General features: G+C 66.8%; 14 protein-coding genes. 3 read left to right on the top strand and 11 right to left on the bottom strand.

Annotated elements, in window-relative coordinates; all coding sequences use genetic code 11:
• Positions 1–9: 9 nt before the first annotated feature.
• The 4 genes from AC5Y49_RS05100 to AC5Y49_RS05085 all read right to left on the bottom strand — a co-directional run bounded on the left by AC5Y49_RS05100 (position 10) and on the right by AC5Y49_RS05085 (position 4,186).
• Positions 10–603 carry a TetR/AcrR family transcriptional regulator gene (locus AC5Y49_RS05100; protein ID WP_499884723.1) on the bottom strand — a complete coding sequence of 198 codons (594 nt, stop codon included), beginning with the start codon at positions 601–603 and terminating at the stop codon, positions 10–12.
• A 51-nt stretch (positions 604–654) separates the two neighbouring features.
• Positions 655–1,818: an NDMA-dependent alcohol dehydrogenase gene (locus AC5Y49_RS05095; protein ID WP_499884722.1), complete on the bottom strand. Its 1,164-nt coding sequence runs from the start codon at positions 1,816–1,818 to the stop codon at positions 655–657.
• Positions 1,815–3,359, bottom strand: a complete 1,545-nt coding sequence (locus AC5Y49_RS05090) for an aldehyde dehydrogenase family protein (RefSeq protein WP_499884721.1) — start codon at positions 3,357–3,359, stop codon at positions 1,815–1,817. The genes AC5Y49_RS05095 and AC5Y49_RS05090 overlap by 4 nt, the downstream gene beginning before the upstream one ends.
• A 71-nt stretch (positions 3,360–3,430) precedes the next feature.
• Positions 3,431–4,186 carry an SOS response-associated peptidase gene (locus AC5Y49_RS05085; RefSeq protein ID WP_499884720.1) on the bottom strand — a complete coding sequence of 252 codons (756 nt, stop codon included), beginning with the start codon at positions 4,184–4,186 and terminating at the stop codon, positions 3,431–3,433.
• A gap of 45 nt (positions 4,187–4,231) precedes the next feature.
• Here AC5Y49_RS05085 and aroA point away from each other — a divergent pair, with 45 nt between their 5' ends.
• Both aroA and rsgA read left to right on the top strand, forming a co-directional pair.
• Entirely contained in the window at positions 4,232–5,515 is a 1,284-nt protein-coding gene (gene aroA / locus AC5Y49_RS05080; protein ID WP_499884719.1) for a 3-phosphoshikimate 1-carboxyvinyltransferase, read from the top strand.
• Entirely contained in the window at positions 5,512–6,492 is a 981-nt protein-coding gene (gene rsgA / locus AC5Y49_RS05075; protein WP_499886237.1) for a ribosome small subunit-dependent GTPase A, read from the top strand. The genes aroA and rsgA overlap by 4 nt, the downstream gene beginning before the upstream one ends.
• 13 nt (positions 6,493–6,505) lie before the next feature.
• Here the strand turns inward: rsgA and AC5Y49_RS05070 are convergent, their stop codons facing one another.
• The 4 genes from AC5Y49_RS05070 to AC5Y49_RS05055 all read right to left on the bottom strand — a co-directional run bounded on the left by AC5Y49_RS05070 (position 6,506) and on the right by AC5Y49_RS05055 (position 11,017).
• Entirely contained in the window at positions 6,506–7,771 is a 1,266-nt protein-coding gene (locus tag AC5Y49_RS05070; RefSeq protein ID WP_499884718.1) for a fatty acid desaturase family protein, read from the bottom strand.
• 81 nt (positions 7,772–7,852) lie between these two features.
• Positions 7,853–8,989: a ferredoxin reductase gene (locus tag AC5Y49_RS05065; RefSeq protein ID WP_499884717.1), complete on the bottom strand. Its 1,137-nt coding sequence runs from the start codon at positions 8,987–8,989 to the stop codon at positions 7,853–7,855.
• Positions 8,990–9,090: 101 nt separating this feature from the next.
• Positions 9,091–9,588: a DUF6912 family protein gene (locus tag AC5Y49_RS05060; RefSeq protein WP_499886234.1), complete on the bottom strand. Its 498-nt coding sequence runs from the start codon at positions 9,586–9,588 to the stop codon at positions 9,091–9,093.
• Positions 9,589–9,610: 22 nt separating this feature from the next.
• Complete coding sequence (locus AC5Y49_RS05055) at positions 9,611–11,017, bottom strand: WS/DGAT/MGAT family O-acyltransferase (protein WP_499884716.1); 1,407 nt, start codon at positions 11,015–11,017, stop codon at positions 9,611–9,613.
• A gap of 241 nt (positions 11,018–11,258) precedes the next feature.
• On the opposite strand from AC5Y49_RS05055, the gene AC5Y49_RS05050 reads away from it, so the two are divergent.
• Entirely contained in the window at positions 11,259–11,771 is a 513-nt protein-coding gene (locus tag AC5Y49_RS05050) for an Rv3235 family protein (protein ID WP_499884715.1), read from the top strand.
• A gap of 7 nt (positions 11,772–11,778) precedes the next feature.
• Here the strand turns inward: AC5Y49_RS05050 and AC5Y49_RS05045 are convergent, their stop codons facing one another.
• The 3 genes from AC5Y49_RS05045 to secA form a co-directional block, all read right to left on the bottom strand.
• Positions 11,779–12,936, bottom strand: coding sequence for a cation:proton antiporter (locus AC5Y49_RS05045; RefSeq protein WP_499884714.1), 1,158 nt, complete (start codon positions 12,934–12,936; stop codon positions 11,779–11,781).
• A 4-nt stretch (positions 12,937–12,940) separates the two neighbouring features.
• Positions 12,941–13,423 (bottom strand): cation:proton antiporter regulatory subunit, encoded by a 483-nt coding sequence (locus tag AC5Y49_RS05040; protein ID WP_499884713.1) that lies wholly within the window; start codon positions 13,421–13,423, stop codon positions 12,941–12,943.
• Positions 13,424–13,526: 103 nt separating this feature from the next.
• On the bottom strand, positions 13,527–16,355 hold the full coding sequence (gene secA, locus AC5Y49_RS05035; protein WP_499884712.1) for a preprotein translocase subunit SecA: 2,829 nt from the start codon (positions 16,353–16,355) through the stop codon (positions 13,527–13,529).
• Positions 16,356–16,404 lie beyond the last annotated feature (49 nt).

Below are 16,404 nucleotides of genomic sequence, written 5' to 3'. Positions count from 1 at the left end.
AGGATTCGTTCAACGGTCGTCCTCCTCACTATCGTTGGCGCGCAATGCCGTCCACGCGGCATCGGCGAATGCCCGGACGGCTGCCGGTGGCATTCTCGTTTCGCCGTCAGCGATCCAGTGCCGGCTGAATTCTTGTGCCGGGCCGAACCACAGCGCAGCGGTGATGCCCGGGCGGATCGGCTGCAGCACGCCGTAGCTGTGGTGCGGCCGCCACCAGTCCCGGATGGCGGTGAAGAACTCATGGTTGGACTCGCGCAAGGTGGGGCTGTCGAGCCGATCACCGAGCAACAGCGCCGCCTCGGTGCGGTTGGCGGCCACCCACCGCAGGTGATGCTCGACGCCACCGCGAATCCCGCCCTCGGCGGTGGCCTGCTCTTTCAGCATGGTCACGAACCCGGCTTGGTACTCCCCCATCACCTGGGCGTAAACGGCCGCTGCCAGCGCCGACTTGTCCGGAAAGTGGTGATAGAGCGCCCCGACGCTCACCTCGGCCTCACGGCGGACCTCGTCCAGCGTCGCTGCCAACGCTCCGTCGACCGCGAACCGCCGCCGGGCTACTTCGAGCAGCCGGGTCCGGGCGTCGGGCCGTCCGCTCGGGGTCACGAGATTAACTCTATCGGAACCGAGTAAATCTCGGTAGCCTGGGCGTCTGCCCTAATCGAATTCGATGATGCCGCGGATGTTTCGACCCTCTCGCATGTCGGCGACGGCATCGTTGATGTCCTCGAGCCGGTAGCGCCGCGTCACCAGTTCGTCGAGTTTGAGCTTGCCGTTCTGATACATCGACAGCAGCATGGGCATGCTCGCCCGCGGGTTCATTCCACCGAACAACGCGCCCTGCAGTCGTTTATGCGACACGATCATGTCGGTGAGCATGAGCGGCACCAGCATTTCGCTGTACGGCGTTATCCCGGTCAGCACGCACGTTCCACCCTTGCGGGTCAACATCATCGCCGGAGCAAGCAAATCGGTATGCACCACGCTGGCGGTCAGCACCACCCGGTCGGCCATCACGCCTTGCGTGAGGCTTCGCACCAGTGGCAACGCCGCCTCCACCGATTCCGCGGTATGGGTGGCGCCGAATGCTACGGCGGAATCACGTTTGAATGCAACAGGATCCACACCAACTACGTATTTCGCGCCAGCTGCGCGGGCACCTTGCAGGGCATTCATCCCGACGCCGCCGACGCCGATCACGACCACGGTGTCGCCCGGCTCCGTGCCGGCGGTCACCGTGGCCGATCCCCACCCGGTGGTGACACCACACGACACCAGAGCGGCGGCGTGCATCGGCGTCGTGTCGTCGATCTTGATTACTGACTTGTCCGAGGCCACCACATACTCAGCGAAGGTGCCGAGTTGCATCAGTGCCAACAGGTCCTCATCGTCGACGTGGCGGCGCACCGTGCCGTCGGTCGTCATTTCCCTGGCATATGCGCCGGCGCCGAGATCACACAGGTAAGTCATGCCCGACACACAGAACCGGCAGCTGCCGCAGGCGGGAATGAACGACATCGCCACCCGGTCACCGGGGCGCACCGAGTGCACCTCCGGACCGACCTCGGCCACCACGCCGGCACCCTCGTGACCACCCAGCAGCGGGAAGGTCTCTGGAACTTCGATCCCGTTGGCGCGCATCATCTCCGCGATCTCCGGCCCCGGAACCAGGTCGCCGGTGGCGAAGTGGTCGTCGGAATGACACAACCCGGCCGCCGACATCTTCACCAGCACCTCGCCGGCGCGCGGCGGATCCAGCGTGATGTCACAGATCTCCCAGTCTTTACCGATGCCGCGCAGCACCGCCGCCCGGCACTTCACCGGGCGGCCCTCGGCGCGAACCCGAGCCGCCGCACCCCTCGAGCGGCGGACGCGCGCAACAGACTCAATGCAAATTTGACCCGACGTGGCGAGGTCGGATACCAAAGCAGTTCCTTGGATTGGGTAGGAATCCGTGGCGACGTGATGGCTTGGGGCCGACAGTATTTGAGCACCCCGGCTGCACCCCCCCAACGAGCGCCGACCCCCGACTGCTTCCAGCCGCCCATCGGGACGTCACAGGCGAATGCATTGGAGAGAACGTCGTTGATGTTGACCGCACCGACGTCGAGCTGGCGGGCGACCCGGTCACCGCGTTCCTTGTCGCCGGTCCACACTGTGGCCGACAGCCCGTATACCGAGTCGTTAGCCAGCCGGATCGCCTCGGCTTCGTCTGCGACCTTGACCACCGGCAGGGTGGGTCCGAACGTCTCCTCGGTCATGCACGCCATGGAGTGGTCGACGTCAACGAGAACCGTTGGCTGAAAGAAGGTTCCCGTTCCCGTCGGCTTGCCGCCCGTCACTACCCGGGCGCCCGCGGCGACCGCCCCGTCGACATGGCGTTGCACGATGTCGCGCTGGGCGCTGGTTGCCAGTGCTCCGACGTCGAAGGCGAACGCGCGGTCGTCCTGGCCCTGGCGCAGCCGCCGGACGTTGTCGGTGAGCTTGGCCACGAACTCGTCGTAGACCGGTGCCTCGACGTACACCCGCTCCACCGACACGCACACCTGACCGGAGTTGAACATGCCGCCCCAGGCGATTCCATTGGCGGCCCGGTCCAAATCGGCGTCGGCCAGCACCAGCGCCGGGTCCTTGCCGCCGAGTTCGAGGCTGTAGGGCAGCAGCCGCTCCCCACAGGCGACGGCCACCTTTCTGCCTGTGGCGGTGGACCCGGTGAATTGCACGAAATCGGCGTTGGCGATGACCGCGGCACCCGTGGCGCCATAGCCGGTTGCCAGTGCGAGCACCGGCGGTGCACCGATCTCGGTCCAGCCGCGGACGAATTCCACCGCGGACAGCGGCGTCACTTCAGACGGCTTGAGCAGCACCGCCGCGCCGGCGGCCAATGCGGGCACCACGTCCAACCCGGGCATCAGGAACGGAAAGTTCCACGGCGTGATGACGCCCACCACCGGATAGGGCCGGTACGTGGTGGTGAGCTTCTTGGTCATCGCCAGCGGGTTGAAAGACCGCGGATGCTCATCGGTGAGGAATTGCTCCGCATGACCGGCCCAATAATCCAGCAGGGATGCCGTGCTGGTGGGCTCGCCGCTGGCATCGGCCCGGGTCTTGCCGGTTTCGGACTGCACCACGTCGATGATGTGTTCAGCGTTGTCGAGCACCCAATCCTGGTACTTGAGCAGCCACCGCTTGCGGCCGCGCGGCCCCAGCGCCGCCCAGTCTGGTTGGAACAGCCGCAGCTCACGCGCTTTCGCGGCGACGGCCTCGGAGGTTTCGATCGGTACCGTGCCGACAACACGACCGTCGGCGGGGTTGCGTACCAGGATGGTGGCGGTGTCGGTTTTGGGCTGAATCGCGGTCATGGCGCGATCATCTCGCCAGCTCAGGCGAGCTACCTAGAGTAGCCGGCTACCCCACTTGCGCTGCATCAGCGTTAGAGCAGCGTCACCTGTTCTGGCTGCTGCTGGGCCGGCTCCAGCAGCTCGGGCCCGTTGTTACGCACGTTGTTGACCAGCGTCGAAATCTCTCGCATCCGGATGCCGCGCACATCGGGCGGGCCCGCCAGCAATTCGAGATCCGGCGGAGCGTCGGGATCCAGCCAATGGTCCCAATCACGTTCAGCCACCACCAGCGGCATGCGATCGTGGACCTCGGCGAGCTCGCCGACCGCGTCGGTGGTGATGATCGTGCAACTGAGCAGCGGGGTGGCGTCCTTGGCGGGCTTCCATACCGACCACAAGCCGGCCATGAAAAGCGGCTCGCCATCCTCGCGATACATGTAGAACGGCGTCTTGCGGGCCTTCTTGCCGGCGCCGGGGTTGGCGCGCCATTCGTAGTAGCCGTCCATCGGGATCAGGCAGCGCTTGGACTTGGCGCTGGAGCGGAACGCCGGCGAGGTGGTGGCCTTGTCGGCGCGGGCGTTGATCAGCTGTGGGCCTTTGGACTCCGGTGTGCCGTCAGCGTCCGCTTTGGCCCACGGGGGCACCAGCCCCCAACGCATCAGCCGCACGCGCCGAGTGGGCTCGTCGTCGGGCTCGTCGTGTCGACGAACCACCGTCGCAATGGTGGTGGTGGGCGCGACGTTGTAGTTCGGCGCGTCTGAGGATTGGGCCGCCCTCCTTTCATCGATCGCCTGGATCTTCTCGGCCAGCACTGCCGGGTCGGTGGTGACCGCGAATCGTCCGCACATACCTTCCATGGTGCCGGGTAGGCGCAGACACGCAATGATGGACGCGTGAGCACCTGGTCAGCACCCGCCATGCCGTCGCCTGTCACGGCGACGGTGACCGTCCCCGGCTCGAAATCGCAAACCAACCGGGCCCTGGTGCTCTCAGCCCTGGCAGCCGCGGGCGGCGGCGTCTCCACGATCCGCGGCGCGCTGCGCAGCCGCGATACCGACCTGATGATCGGCGCGCTGGGGGCGCTGGGCCTGCACGTCGAGGGCGCCGAGTCAGAGTTGAAGGTCAGCGGTCAGATCACCCCCGGCCCGGACGCCCGGGTGGAGTGCGGGCTGGCCGGCACCGTGCTGCGCTTCGTTCCGCCGCTGGCCGCGCTGGGGGTCGCGACGGTCACCTTCGACGGCGACGAACAGGCCCGTGACCGGCCGATCGCACCGCTGCTGGACGCCCTGCGCGGCCTGGGCGTCGACGTCGACGGTGGCGCACTGCCGTTTCGGGTACGCGGCACCGGGTCGATCACCGGCGGCACCGTGGGCATCGACGCCTCGGCGTCGTCCCAGTTCGTGTCCGGGTTGCTGCTGTCCGCGGCGTCGTTCACCGAGGGGTTGACCGTGCAGCACACCGGCGCGGCGCTACCGTCGGCCCCGCACATCGCGATGACCGTGGCGATGCTGCGCCAAGCCGGCGTCGACGTCGACGATTCGGCACCCAACCGCTGGCTGGTGCGCCCGGGCCCGGTGGCCGCCCGGCACTGGGACATCGAACCGGATCTGTCCAACGCTGTCCCGTTTCTGGCGGCCGCGGTGGTCAGCGGCGGTACCGTGCGCATCACCGACTGGCCATCCACCAGCATCCAGCCGGCCAGCACCATTCTGGACATCCTGCGACGCGTGAATGCCGTTGTCGGCCGTTCTGATTCGTGCCTCGAAGTGCGCGGTCCGGCGACATACGGCGGGTTGGACGTCGATTTGCGCGACGTCGGTGAGCTCACCCCCGCGGTGGCCGTGCTGGCGGCGCTGGCCGCCCCGGGATCGGTGTCGCAGTTGAGCGGTATCGCGCATCTGCGCGGCCACGAAACCGATCGGCTCGCCGCGCTGAGCACCGAGATCAACCGGCTGGGCGGTGACTGCCGAGAAACTGCCGATGGCCTGCGGATCACCGCGACGCCGCTGGGACCGGGAATCTGGCGTTCCTATGCCGACCACCGCATGGCGATGGCCGGCGCGATCGTGGGTCTACGGGTGGCCGGTGTCGAGGTGGACGACATCGCCACCACCGCCAAAACGCTGCCGGACTTTCCACAGCTGTGGACGCGAATGCTGCAGGGGCCGCGCGGTTGAGGCCCGGCGACTACGACGAATCCGACGTCAAAGTCCGCTCCGGCCGGGGTTCGCGTCCCCGGACCAAGACCCGCCCTGAGCATGCTGACGCCCGCGCAGCGATGGTGGTCAGTGTTGACCGCGGCCGCTGGGGATGTGTGCTCGGCGGCGACCCTGACCGTCGCGTCACCGCAATGCGGGCCCGAGAACTGGGTCGCACTCCCATCGTCGTCGGCGACGACGTCGATGTGGTCGGCGACGTGTCAGGCCGACCGGACACCCTGGCCCGCATCGTGCGGCGGGGCCCGCGGCGAACGGTGTTGCGGCGCACCGCCGATGACACCGACACCACCGAACGGGTGGTTGTCGCCAACGCTGATCAGCTGTTGATCGTGGTGGCGCTGGCCGACCCGCCGCCACGCAGCGGCCTGGTGGACCGGGCCCTGATCGCCGCTTTTGCCGGCGGCCTGACCCCAGTGCTGTGCCTGACCAAGACGGATCTCGCGCCGGCGGCTCCGTTCGCCGAGCAGTTCGCCGACCTCGACCTCGCGGTGATCACCGCGGGCCGCGACGATCCGCTGAACGTTGTCGCGCCGATGCTGGTGGGCAAGGTCACCGTGCTGTTGGGTCACTCCGGGGTGGGCAAGTCGACTCTGGTGAATCGGCTTGTGCCAGAAGCTGGTCGAGCTGTCGGCGCAGTCACCGAAATCGGGAGAGGCCGGCATACGTCGACGCAGTCGGTGGCGCTGCCGCTCAACAGCAGCGGCTGGGTGATCGATACGCCGGGGATCCGCTCCTTCGGGCTGGCCCACATCGAGCCCGACGACGTGATGATGGCGTTTTCCGATCTGGCCGAGGCGATCGAGGACTGCCCGCGCGGCTGCGGGCATCTGGGTCCACCCGCGGACCCAGAATGCGCGCTGAACCACCTGACCGGGCCGGCAGCGCGACGCGTCGCCGCGGCCCGACGGCTACTGGTCGTGCTGCGCGAAAGCTAGGCCAATACCCGCGTCAGGCCGCCACGTCGTCGTCGCGGGCCCGCGTTCGCTTGTCCCGTCGCCGTTGCCGTACCGCCGCGATTGCGGTCTTCAGGCCGCGGCGCCGCCCGTTCGCCGGGTCGACACCCAACTCCAGTCCCGCGAACATCCGCTCGCTGCGGGTCTCCGGGGCATCGTCGGCAGTGTCGGTCAGGTAGCGGTCCGGCAGCGACAACTTGGCGATGGTTCGCCAGGTCTTGCCGTACTGCACCAGGAACGGACCCGTGGTGTACGGGAGGTCGTACTTGTCGCAGACTTCGCGCACCCGCACGGAGATTTCTGCGAGCCGGTTGCTGGGCAGATCGGGATAGAGGTGGTGTTCGATCTGGTGGCACAGGTTGCCGCTCATGAACCGCATTGCCGGCCCGGCGTTGAAGTTGGCGCTGCCCAGCATCTGCCGCAGATACCACTGGCCCTTTGTCTCGCCGATCATGTCGGTTTTGGTGAATTTCTCGGCGCCGTCGGGGAAGTGACCGCAGAAGATCACCGCGTTGGCCCACACATTGCGGATCATGTTGGCCACGGCGTTGGCCTTCAAAGTGGACATGAACGTCGCGGCCGGCGACAGCGCTGTCAGCGCCGGGAACGCGATGTAGTCCTTGAACACCTGGCGGCCGGCCTTGGCCAAAAACTCGTCGACCTTCTGCCGGGCCTCGTCGTGATCCATCCGCTTCTTGAGGATCTTGCCGATCTCTACGTGCTGCAAGCCGACGCCCCATTCAAAGAGCAGCGCAAGCATGGCGTTGTAGAGCAGGTTGAAGATGTTGAAGCGCTTCCAGCGGTCGTCTCGGGTGACCCGGAGCAAGCCGTACCCGACGTCGTCGTCCATGCCGAGGATGTTCGTGTACTTGTGATGCACGAAGTTGTGGGTGTAGCGCCAGTGCTTGGAGGCGCCGCTCATGTCCCACTCCCAGGTCGAGGAGTGGATCTCGGGGTCGTTCATCCAGTCCCACTGGCCGTGCATGATGTTGTGGCCGAGTTCCATGTTCTCGACGATCTTGGCCACGCTCAGCGTGGCGACGCCGGCCCACCAGGCCGGGCGCCGTGAGCTGGCCGCCAGCAGCACCCGGCCGGTGACTTCCAGCGCGCGCTGGGCGGCAATGCTGCGGTGGATGTAGCGGGCGTCCCGCTCGCCGCGGGAGTCTTCGATGTCCTGGCGGATGGCATCCAACTCAACCGCCAGGTTTTCGATGTCCGTGTCTGTGAGGTGTGCGAATACGTCGACGTCAGTGACGGCCACTGTGTTGCCTTCCTGCAGTCCTTCGTCGCTTACCTACGCCATCGTAAGCTACGTTTGCGTAGGTTACCAGCCAGTAGCCCACTAAATATCCAGCACGCAGTCGCCGGAAGCGGCCGAGATGCACGTCTGAATCCGGGTTCCGGGCTCGTGTTCCACGCCGGTCCGCAGGTCACGGACGTGGCCGTCCGCCAGCGGAACCACACATGATTGGCAGATGCCCATCCGGCAGCCGAACGGCATCTGCACTCCGGCCTGCTCACCGGCGTCCATCAACGACGTCGCGGCATCGGCAACGGCGCGTTTGCCGCTGCGTGCGAACGTGACCGTCCCGCCGGCCCCGGCGGGCGCAGCGCGCGACACCGCGAACCGTTCGAGGTGCAGTTGCTCGGCTGCACCGGCGGCCGCCCAGGCGCGTTCGGCGTCATTCAGCAGCGCTTCGGGCCCACATGCCCAGGTCTGCCGCTCCCGCCAATCGGGCACCTCGGTGTCGAGCCGACTCAGGTCCAGTCGGCCCTGCTGGCGCGTGGTGCGCACCCGCAGCTGGTATCCGCTGTGGTCACGCGACAGCTGGTCCAACTCGGCGCCGAACATCACGTCGGCGTCCGTCGGCGCGGAATGCAGGTGGATTACGTCGGTGATCTGGTTGTGACGCACCAGCGTGCGCAGCATCGACATCACCGGGGTGATGCCTGATCCCGCGGTGATAAACAGGATGGCCGGTGGCGCCGGGTCAGGCAGCACGAAGTTGCCTTGTGGCGCAGCCAGACGCACGATGGTCCCGGGCGCCACCCCGGCCACCAGGTGAGTCGATAAAAAGCCCTCCGGCATCGCCTTCACGGTGATCGTCACCGTGCGCGCCGCGGCGACCGGGCTCGATGTCAGCGAATACGACCGCCAGCGCCAGCGTCCGTCGACCAACAGCCCGATCCCGATGTACTGGCCGGGCTGGTAGTCGAAACTGAAACCCCAGCCGGGCTTGATGACCAGCGTCGCGGAGTCCTCGGTTTCACGGCGCACCTCCAAAATGCGACCCCGCAGTTCACGGGCCGACCACAGTGGATTGGCCAGCTGCAGATAGTCGTCGGGCAGCAGCGGTGTGGTGATCCGGGCCGCCAGCTTGCGCAGCGCATGCCGAGCCGGATGCCGGTAGGTGCGGGCGACGGTTGGACGCGGGGTCTCGACGACCTCCGCAGTGGGCCTCGAAACCTTCTTAGCCATGGGGACTCCTGCTTACCAGACGGTCAGCGGATGCAACCCGCCCGATACAACCTACGGTACCGTAACTTACGAATTCGCATCCACTCGAGATCGCGGGCACCTCAAAGCAGTTCGAGCAAAAACGGCAGCTCCTGGGTGGCGTACCAGGCCAGGTCATGGTCTTGCGCGTCACCGACAACCAAGTCGGCGTCCTCGTCGCCCAGGTCGGCCGCGTCGACGGCCGCGATCGCCGCCGTCACGTCCGCTTCTGCCGCGGCGTTGTCGACATAGGCCGCCACCACACGGTCGATCATCACCGCTGTGCCCAGCCGGACGACGGCATCATCGAGGTCGGGCCGCAGCGTGACGTCGTCGACGTCGGCGATCAGCACCGCGCGCCGCCGCGGCAAGTCCGCATTGGCCGTAGACAGCAGCCGTAACGAGGCCAGGGCGGCGTCACGCAGCGCGACCTCACCGAGTTCGTCGTCGTCGCCCTCGGCGTAGGCCTCGCGCAGTGTGGGCGTCACCGCGAATGCAGTGCCGTTGACCGGCACCAGCGATCCATCGGCGACCAGTTGCTGCAGCATGGCCAGAGTCGCCGGAATGTAGACCCGCATCAGGCGACTGTAATCATGATGCGGGCTATTGCGCGGCTTCCAGCAGCTCGTCGAGCGCTTCGCTGAGCAGCCCCGGCAATACCTCGACGTCGCTCATCGCGTCGCGGTCGGCGTTGATCCCGAAATACAGCGTGCCGTTGTACGACGTCACCGAAATGGCCAGCACCTGCTTCCGCAACAACGGCGGCACGGCGTAGGTCTCCAACAACTTCGCGCCGGCGATGTACATCTGCGACTGCGCCCCAGGCGCATTGGTGATCAACAAATTGAACAGCCGCGGCGACAAGCTGTTGGCGACCCGGATGCCCATCCCGTGCAGGGTGGGCGGCGCGAACCCCGACATCGTCACGATGGTGCGGGCGTCAACCAGGCTGGCAGCGGTAGGGTTCGACTCGGTGGCGTGCGCAATCTGGGACAGCCGTACCACGGCGTTGCCCTCGCCCACCGGCAGGTCGACCAAGAACGGTGCCACCTGTCTGATCGCCTCACCACGACTGGCCGAGTCGAATGCTTCGTCGACATAGACCGGCAGCGGCGCCATCGCCCGCACCGTCGTCGTCGACGCCACCGCCTCGCCACGCGACAGCAACCAGTTGCGCAGTGCGCCGGCAATCACCGCCAGCACCACATCGTTGACGTCGCAGTTGTAGCGCGCCCGCACGATGCGGTAGTCCTCCAAGCGCCCCCGCGCGACAGTGAACCGGCGGTTGCGCGACACCGTGCTGTTGAGCGGGCTGCTGGGGGCATTCCCCCGCGCCAACGTGCGGGCCACGTCGAACAACCGCCGCCCGGCGTCGACCAGCTGCCCGGAATTCGTTGCCAGCCTGGTGATTCCGGAGCTCACCGCCTGCATTTGCGCCCCCGGGCGGGTGGCCCAGTCGCCGATTGCGCCCAACAGCAGCCGGGTAGTGCCGGGTTCGCGGGCCGGCACCCAGATGTCTTCGGGAAACGGCGGCGGCCGCCGCGCCCGGTCGGCGATGACATGGCCGATCTCCAGCTCACTGATCCCGTTGATCAGTGCTTGATGTGACTTGGTGTAGAGCGCGATGCGGTTATTGGCCAGCCCCTCGACGAGATACATCTCCCACAACGGCCGGGACTTGTCCAGCGATCGGGCCGCCAGTCGGGCGATCAGCTCGTGCAACTGTTCGTCGCTGCCCGGCGACGGCAGTGCCGAGCGCCGGACGTGGTAGGTGATGTCAAAGTCTCGGTCGTCGATCCACACTGGCCGGGCCAGGCTCATGCTGACTTCCCGGACCTTCTGCCGATATCGCGGGACTTGCGGTAGCCGCTGTTCGATGGTGGCCAGCAGCGTCTCGTAGCTCAGCCCGGCCCGTGGCCGGCGCAGAATCGATAGCGAGCCGATGGACATCGGCGTGGCGCTGGTCACCATCCGATAGAAGGACGCGTCCGTTGTGGACAACCGCGTCACGTCGCTTCTCCCTTTTCCGCCGTTGGCAATTCGCCAACCACGTCTACCGGTACTGCCGCTCACGGTAACCGTCGCGGGCGCCGCTGTGCAGCGTGGGTACGCGCAGGCGGCGGTTGTGCGATGATGATCACACCCATCTGCCACTCTCCAGCAGGCCCACCCATTCGAGACAACATCGGCGATCGCAAGCGCGGCGCAGCCGGGCGCAGCGGGTCGCCGAGATAACACCGGAGAGTGCGCCATGTCGATCGTTCGCCCTGTTCCCGACCGCGCCGTGTCGGCTGTCCGGCCCGTCGCAGACTATGAACCACCGCCCCGCGATGTCCGCCAATGCCGAGCACCCTCGGCCACCGCGTTGCGCCGCGTCAACACGCCCGCGCCGCAACGGTTTTCCAGTCGGCAGCCGGCGACGAGCATGCCGCCGGGAATGCGGCAGGCAGCGGTCTTCGCCGACGCGGCACTGCGCCGAGTGCTGGAAGTGATCGACCGCCGCCGTCCGGTGGCGCAACTGCACGGTCTGCTGGCCGGCGGCCTCGCCGACTCGGTGCTCGCCGCCAACCGGGTCACGGCCAACCGCCAGGAGGCCGCGGTGTTGCGCCGATTGCGACTACAGGCCGTCGGGCCGCACGACCGGCTCACCGCCGCCGAGGTGTTCGCGACCTACAGTCGCGGCTGCCGCGTGCACGCCATCGCCTGCCGCGTCGAGCCGGTGACGGACGCTGGCTGGCAGGTGGTCGCCCTGCATATCGGCTAGTGCCCGGCTAAGTCGCGGTGCGCGCGGCCGCTGGGGCCGCGCCGCCCGCGAACCGCGTCACCACCGGACCGATGATCGCCATCACGAACACATACGACGTCGCCAGCGCAGCCATGCCGCTGATCGACGAGCCGGCCAGCCCGATGATGATCAGCGAAAACTCGCCCCTGGCGATGAGGGCGGTGCCGGCACGCAACTGCCCACGCCATGCCACGCCGTCGCGTCGCGCGGCGAATACCCCAGTGCCCACCTTCGTCACGGCGGTGACGCCGGCCAGTGCCAGCGCCACCGGCAGCATCGGCAGCAGACGTTCGGGATCGACCGACAAACCGATGGCCAGAAAAAAGATGGCGGCGAACAAGTCGCGCAGCGGACCAAGCACCTTGCGGGCCCGGTCGGCGGTCTCACCGGTCAGCGTCAGGCCCACCAGAAACGCGCCCACCGCCGCCGACGCGTGCACGAATTCGGCCAGTGCGGCCACGATCAAGGTGATGCCGAGAACCCGCAACATCAGCTGTTCGGAATCGGAGTGCCCCACCAGACGGGCGACGTGGTGGCCCCATCGATACGACGCGGCCAGCGCTATGCACAGCGCGGCCACTGCGGCGGCCATCCCGCCGATCGCATGCAACCAACTGCCGCGCGATGCCAGCACCGCGAACAGCGGCAGGTAGGCGGCCATCGCGAAGTCTTCAAGGACCAGTACCGCCAGCACGGCCGGCGTCTCCCGGTTGGCGACGCGGTGCAGGTCCTCGAGCAGACGAGCGATGACGCCCGACGACGAGATATAGGTGACGCCGGCCAACGCCAGGATGCCCACGCCGTCCAGCCCGAGCAGCCCCCCGACCAGCGCGCCGGGCGTAGCGTTCAGCAGGATGTCGACCGCTGCCGACGGCAGATGGTGGCGCAAGCTGCTGGCGAACTCGGTGGCGGAGAATTCCACGCCCAGGGTGAGCAGCAGCAGCACGACACCGATCGGCGCGCCGGTGGCGATGAACTCACCGGCTGCGGGGACCGGATTGATGCCACCATTACCCAGCGCCAGACCGGCAAGCAGATACACCGGAATCGGTGACAACGCGAACCGGCGCGCAACGGCACCGAACAGCGCGAGCACGGTCAGGATGGCGCCGACTTCGAACAGCAGCGCCACCGAGACTTGCACCGACTCAGCCCTTATCGACGATCTGTTCGACGCCGGCGATGCCGTCTTCGGTTCCGATGACGATGAGAACGTCTTGTGCGTGCAGCATTTCGGCCGGGCCCGGCGAGGCGAGTACCTCTTCGTTGCGCACGATCGCCACGATCGAGGCGCCGGTGCGGGTGCGGGCGCGGGTCTCGCCGAGCGGGTGGTCCACAAACGGACTGCCCGCCCGGATTTGAACCTGACTGGTATCTATCCCGGGTACTTCGCGGGTCAGCTCGGTGAACCGTTCGGCGATGCGTGGTGCCCCCAGAATCTGCGCCACCGCGTCGGCCTCGTCGTCGTTGAGGCGGAGGACCGGCGTCGCCTGGTCGGGGTCGTCTCCGGCATACAACACGATCTCGAAGTCGCCGCCTCGACGCGCGATGATGCCGATCCGGTCGCCGCCGTGGCTGGTGAACTCGTATCGCAGACCGATGCCGGGCAGCAGCACCTCCTTGACGTCCATACCGTCAATACTTAACGGAAAGTCATGGCGATAGCGAGCATTTCCGGGGATGGGTGGCTACCGCCCATGAGGCGGATGCCTCAAATCATCGGTATCGCAGGCGCTATCGCCGCTTACTCGATTTCGACGATTTGGCGCCGCGAGCCTGGCGGCGTGCGGCTTCCCGCCGCTCCCGCCGCGTGCCGCCGGCGACACTCTTCTGCGCTCCACCGCCGTTGCCCTGTACCTGCGCCGAGCCGTCCTCGGCCGGGCCGGAATAGGTCAATGCCGGTGACTCGTTCTCAATTCCCTTGGCGCGCAACGCACTCGGTGCTGCGGAGCGGCCTCCGCCGGACGCGGCGGTTCGTTGCTGGGCGGTGGCCGCGGCGGCGGTGGCGAACTCGGCCAAATCCTCCGGCTCAGCCACCGGAGCCACCTCCGGCGTCGGGACCGCTTCGACGGCCACGTTGAACAAGAAGCCGACCGACTCCTCTTTCAGCCCCTCGAGCATGCCGGTGAACATGTCGTAGCCCTCGCGCTGGTATTCGACCAGCGGGTCGCGCTGCGCCATCGCACGCAGCCCGATGCCCTCTTTCAGATAGTCCATCTCGTAGAGGTGCTCACGCCATTTGCGGTCGATGACATTGAGCAGCACGTTGCGTTCCAGCTGGCGCATCGCACCGTCGCCGGCCAGCTCCTCGAGCTGGGCCTCGCGCGCCGCGTAGGCGCGTTCGGCGTCTTTGATCAACGCGTCGAGCAGCTCCTCGCGGGTCAGCTCACCGGGCTCGCCGACCGCGTCGGGATCGAACAGGTCCTTGTGCTCGATGCCCAGCGGGTACAGCGTCTTCAGCGCCTCCCACAGCTTGTCCAGATCCCAGTCTTCGGCGTACCCCTCGGCGGTGGCCCCGTCGACGTACGCGGTGATCACGTCGACGAGCATGTCGTGGGCCTGCTGGGCCAGGTTCTCGCCCTCCAGGATGCGACGACGCTCCTCGTAGATGACCTTGCGCTGCTGATTCATCACCTCGTCGTATTTGAGGACGTTCTTTCTGACCTCGAAGTTCTGCTGCTCGACCTGGGTCTGCGCGCTCTTGATCGCGCGGGTCACCATCTTGGCCTCGATGGGCACGTCGTCGGGCAGGTTGAGCCGAGTCAGCAGCGATTCCAGTGCGGCGCCATTGAAGCGGCGCATCAGCTCGTCACCCAGCGACAGGTAGAACCGCGACTCGCCGGGGTCGCCCTGCCGACCGGACCGGCCCCGCAGCTGGTTGTCGATGCGCCGGGACTCGTGCCGTTCGGTGCCCAGCACGTACAGACCGCCGGCGTCGATCACTTCCTCGGCCTCGCTGGAGGCTTCGGACTTGATCCGGGGAAGCAGCTCATCCCAGGCGGCCTCGTACTCGTCGGGTGTTTCCACCGGGTCCAGGCCCTGCTCGCGCAGCTGCTTATCGGCGAGAAAGTCCGGGTTGCCGCCCAGCACGATGTCGGTGCCGCGGCCGGCCATGTTGGTGGCCACCGTGATCGCGCCGCGCCGGCCGGCCTCGGCGATGATGCCGGCCTCCTGCTCGTGGTACTTGGCGTTGAGCACGTTGTGCGGGATGCGCCGCTTCTGGAACTGCCGGGACAGATACTCCGAGCGCTCCACGCTGGTGGTACCGATCAGCACCGGCTGCCCTTTTTCGTAACGCTCGGAGACGTCGTCGACGACCGCGATGTACTTGGCTTCCTCGGTCTTGTAGATGAGGTCGGACTGGTCGCCACGGATCATCGGTTTGTTGGTCGGGATCGACACCACCCCGAGCTTGTAGATCTCATGCAGCTCGGCCGCCTCAGTCTGGGCGGTGCCGGTCATGCCGGCGAGTTTGTCGTAGAGCCGGAAGTAGTTCTGCAGCGTGATGGTGGCCAGCGTCTGGTTCTCGGCCTTGATCTCGACATGCTCTTTGGCCTCAATCGCCTGGTGCATGCCCTCGTTGTAGCGCCGCCCGATCAGCACCCGGCCGGTGAACTCGTCGACGATGAGCACTTCGCCGTCGCGAACGATGTAGTCCTTGTCGCGCTGGAAAAGCTCCTTGGCCTTCAGCGCGTTGTTGAGGTAGCTGACCAGCGGGGAGTTGGCGGCCTCGTAGAGGTTGTCGATGCCGAGTTGGTCTTCGACGAACTCCACGCCGAGTTCGTGCACGCCGACGGTGCGTTTGCGCAGGTCGATCTCGTAGTGAGTGTCTTTTTCCATCAGCGGCGCGATCCGGGCGAACTCGGTGTACCAGTTGGAGGCGCCGTCGGCCGGGCCGGAGATGATCAACGGGGTGCGGGCTTCGTCGATCAGGATGGAGTCGACCTCGTCGACGATGGCGTAGTTGTGCCCGCGCTGCACGAGGTCCTCCAGCGAATGGGCCATGTTGTCACGCAGGTAGTCGAAGCCGAACTCGTTGTTGGTCCCGTAGGTGATGTCGGCGTAGTAGGCGTCGCGGCGTTCGTCGGGGTTCAGCCCGGCCAGGATCACGCCGACCTGCAGGCCCAGGAAGCGGTGCACCCGCCCCATCCACTCGCTGTCCCGTTTGGCCAGGTAGTCGTTGACGGTGACGATGTGCACGCCGTTGCCCGCCAGTGCGTTGAGGTAGGCCGGCAGCACACAGGTCAGGGTCTTGCCCTCGCCGGTTTTCATCTCGGCGACGTTGCCGAAGTGCAGCGCCGCGGCGCCCATCACCTGCACGTCGAACGGGCGCTGGTCGAGCACCCGCCAGGCCGCCTCGCGGGCTACTGCGAATGCTTCGGGCAGCAGGTCATCGAGGCTTTCACCGTCGGCGTGGCGCTTCTTGAACTCGTCGGTCTTGGCCCGCAGTTGGGCGTCGGTGAGCTTCTCGACGTCCTCGGACAAGGTATTGACGTAGTCGGCGACGCGCTTGAGGCGCTTGACCATGCGACCTTCGCCAAGGCGCAGCAACTTCGACAGCAAGGCGTGTCCCCTAGGAATTGGAGTCTTTGGCGCTCACCATCGTATCTTT

Source organism: Mycobacterium sp. NGS62, assembly GCF_059812285.1.
The sequence above is the reverse complement of the archived record's forward strand: the minus strand, read 5'-3'. Positions and strand labels throughout refer to the sequence as shown.

Excerpts from the sequence above, each read along its gene's own strand:
- AC5Y49_RS05090 (WP_499884721.1), bottom strand. The coding sequence starts at position 3,359 with ATGACCGCGATTCAGCCCAAAACCGACACCGCCACCATCCTGGTACGC.
- AC5Y49_RS05085 (WP_499884720.1), bottom strand. The coding sequence starts at position 4,186 with ATGTGCGGACGATTCGCGGTCACCACCGACCCGGCAGTGCTGGCCGAG.
- AC5Y49_RS05065 (WP_499884717.1), bottom strand. The coding sequence starts at position 8,989 with ATGGCTAAGAAGGTTTCGAGGCCCACTGCGGAGGTCGTCGAGACCCCG.
- AC5Y49_RS05050 (WP_499884715.1), top strand. The coding sequence starts at position 11,259 with ATGTCGATCGTTCGCCCTGTTCCCGACCGCGCCGTGTCGGCTGTCCGG.
- AC5Y49_RS05040 (WP_499884713.1), bottom strand. The coding sequence starts at position 13,423 with ATGGACGTCAAGGAGGTGCTGCTGCCCGGCATCGGTCTGCGATACGAG.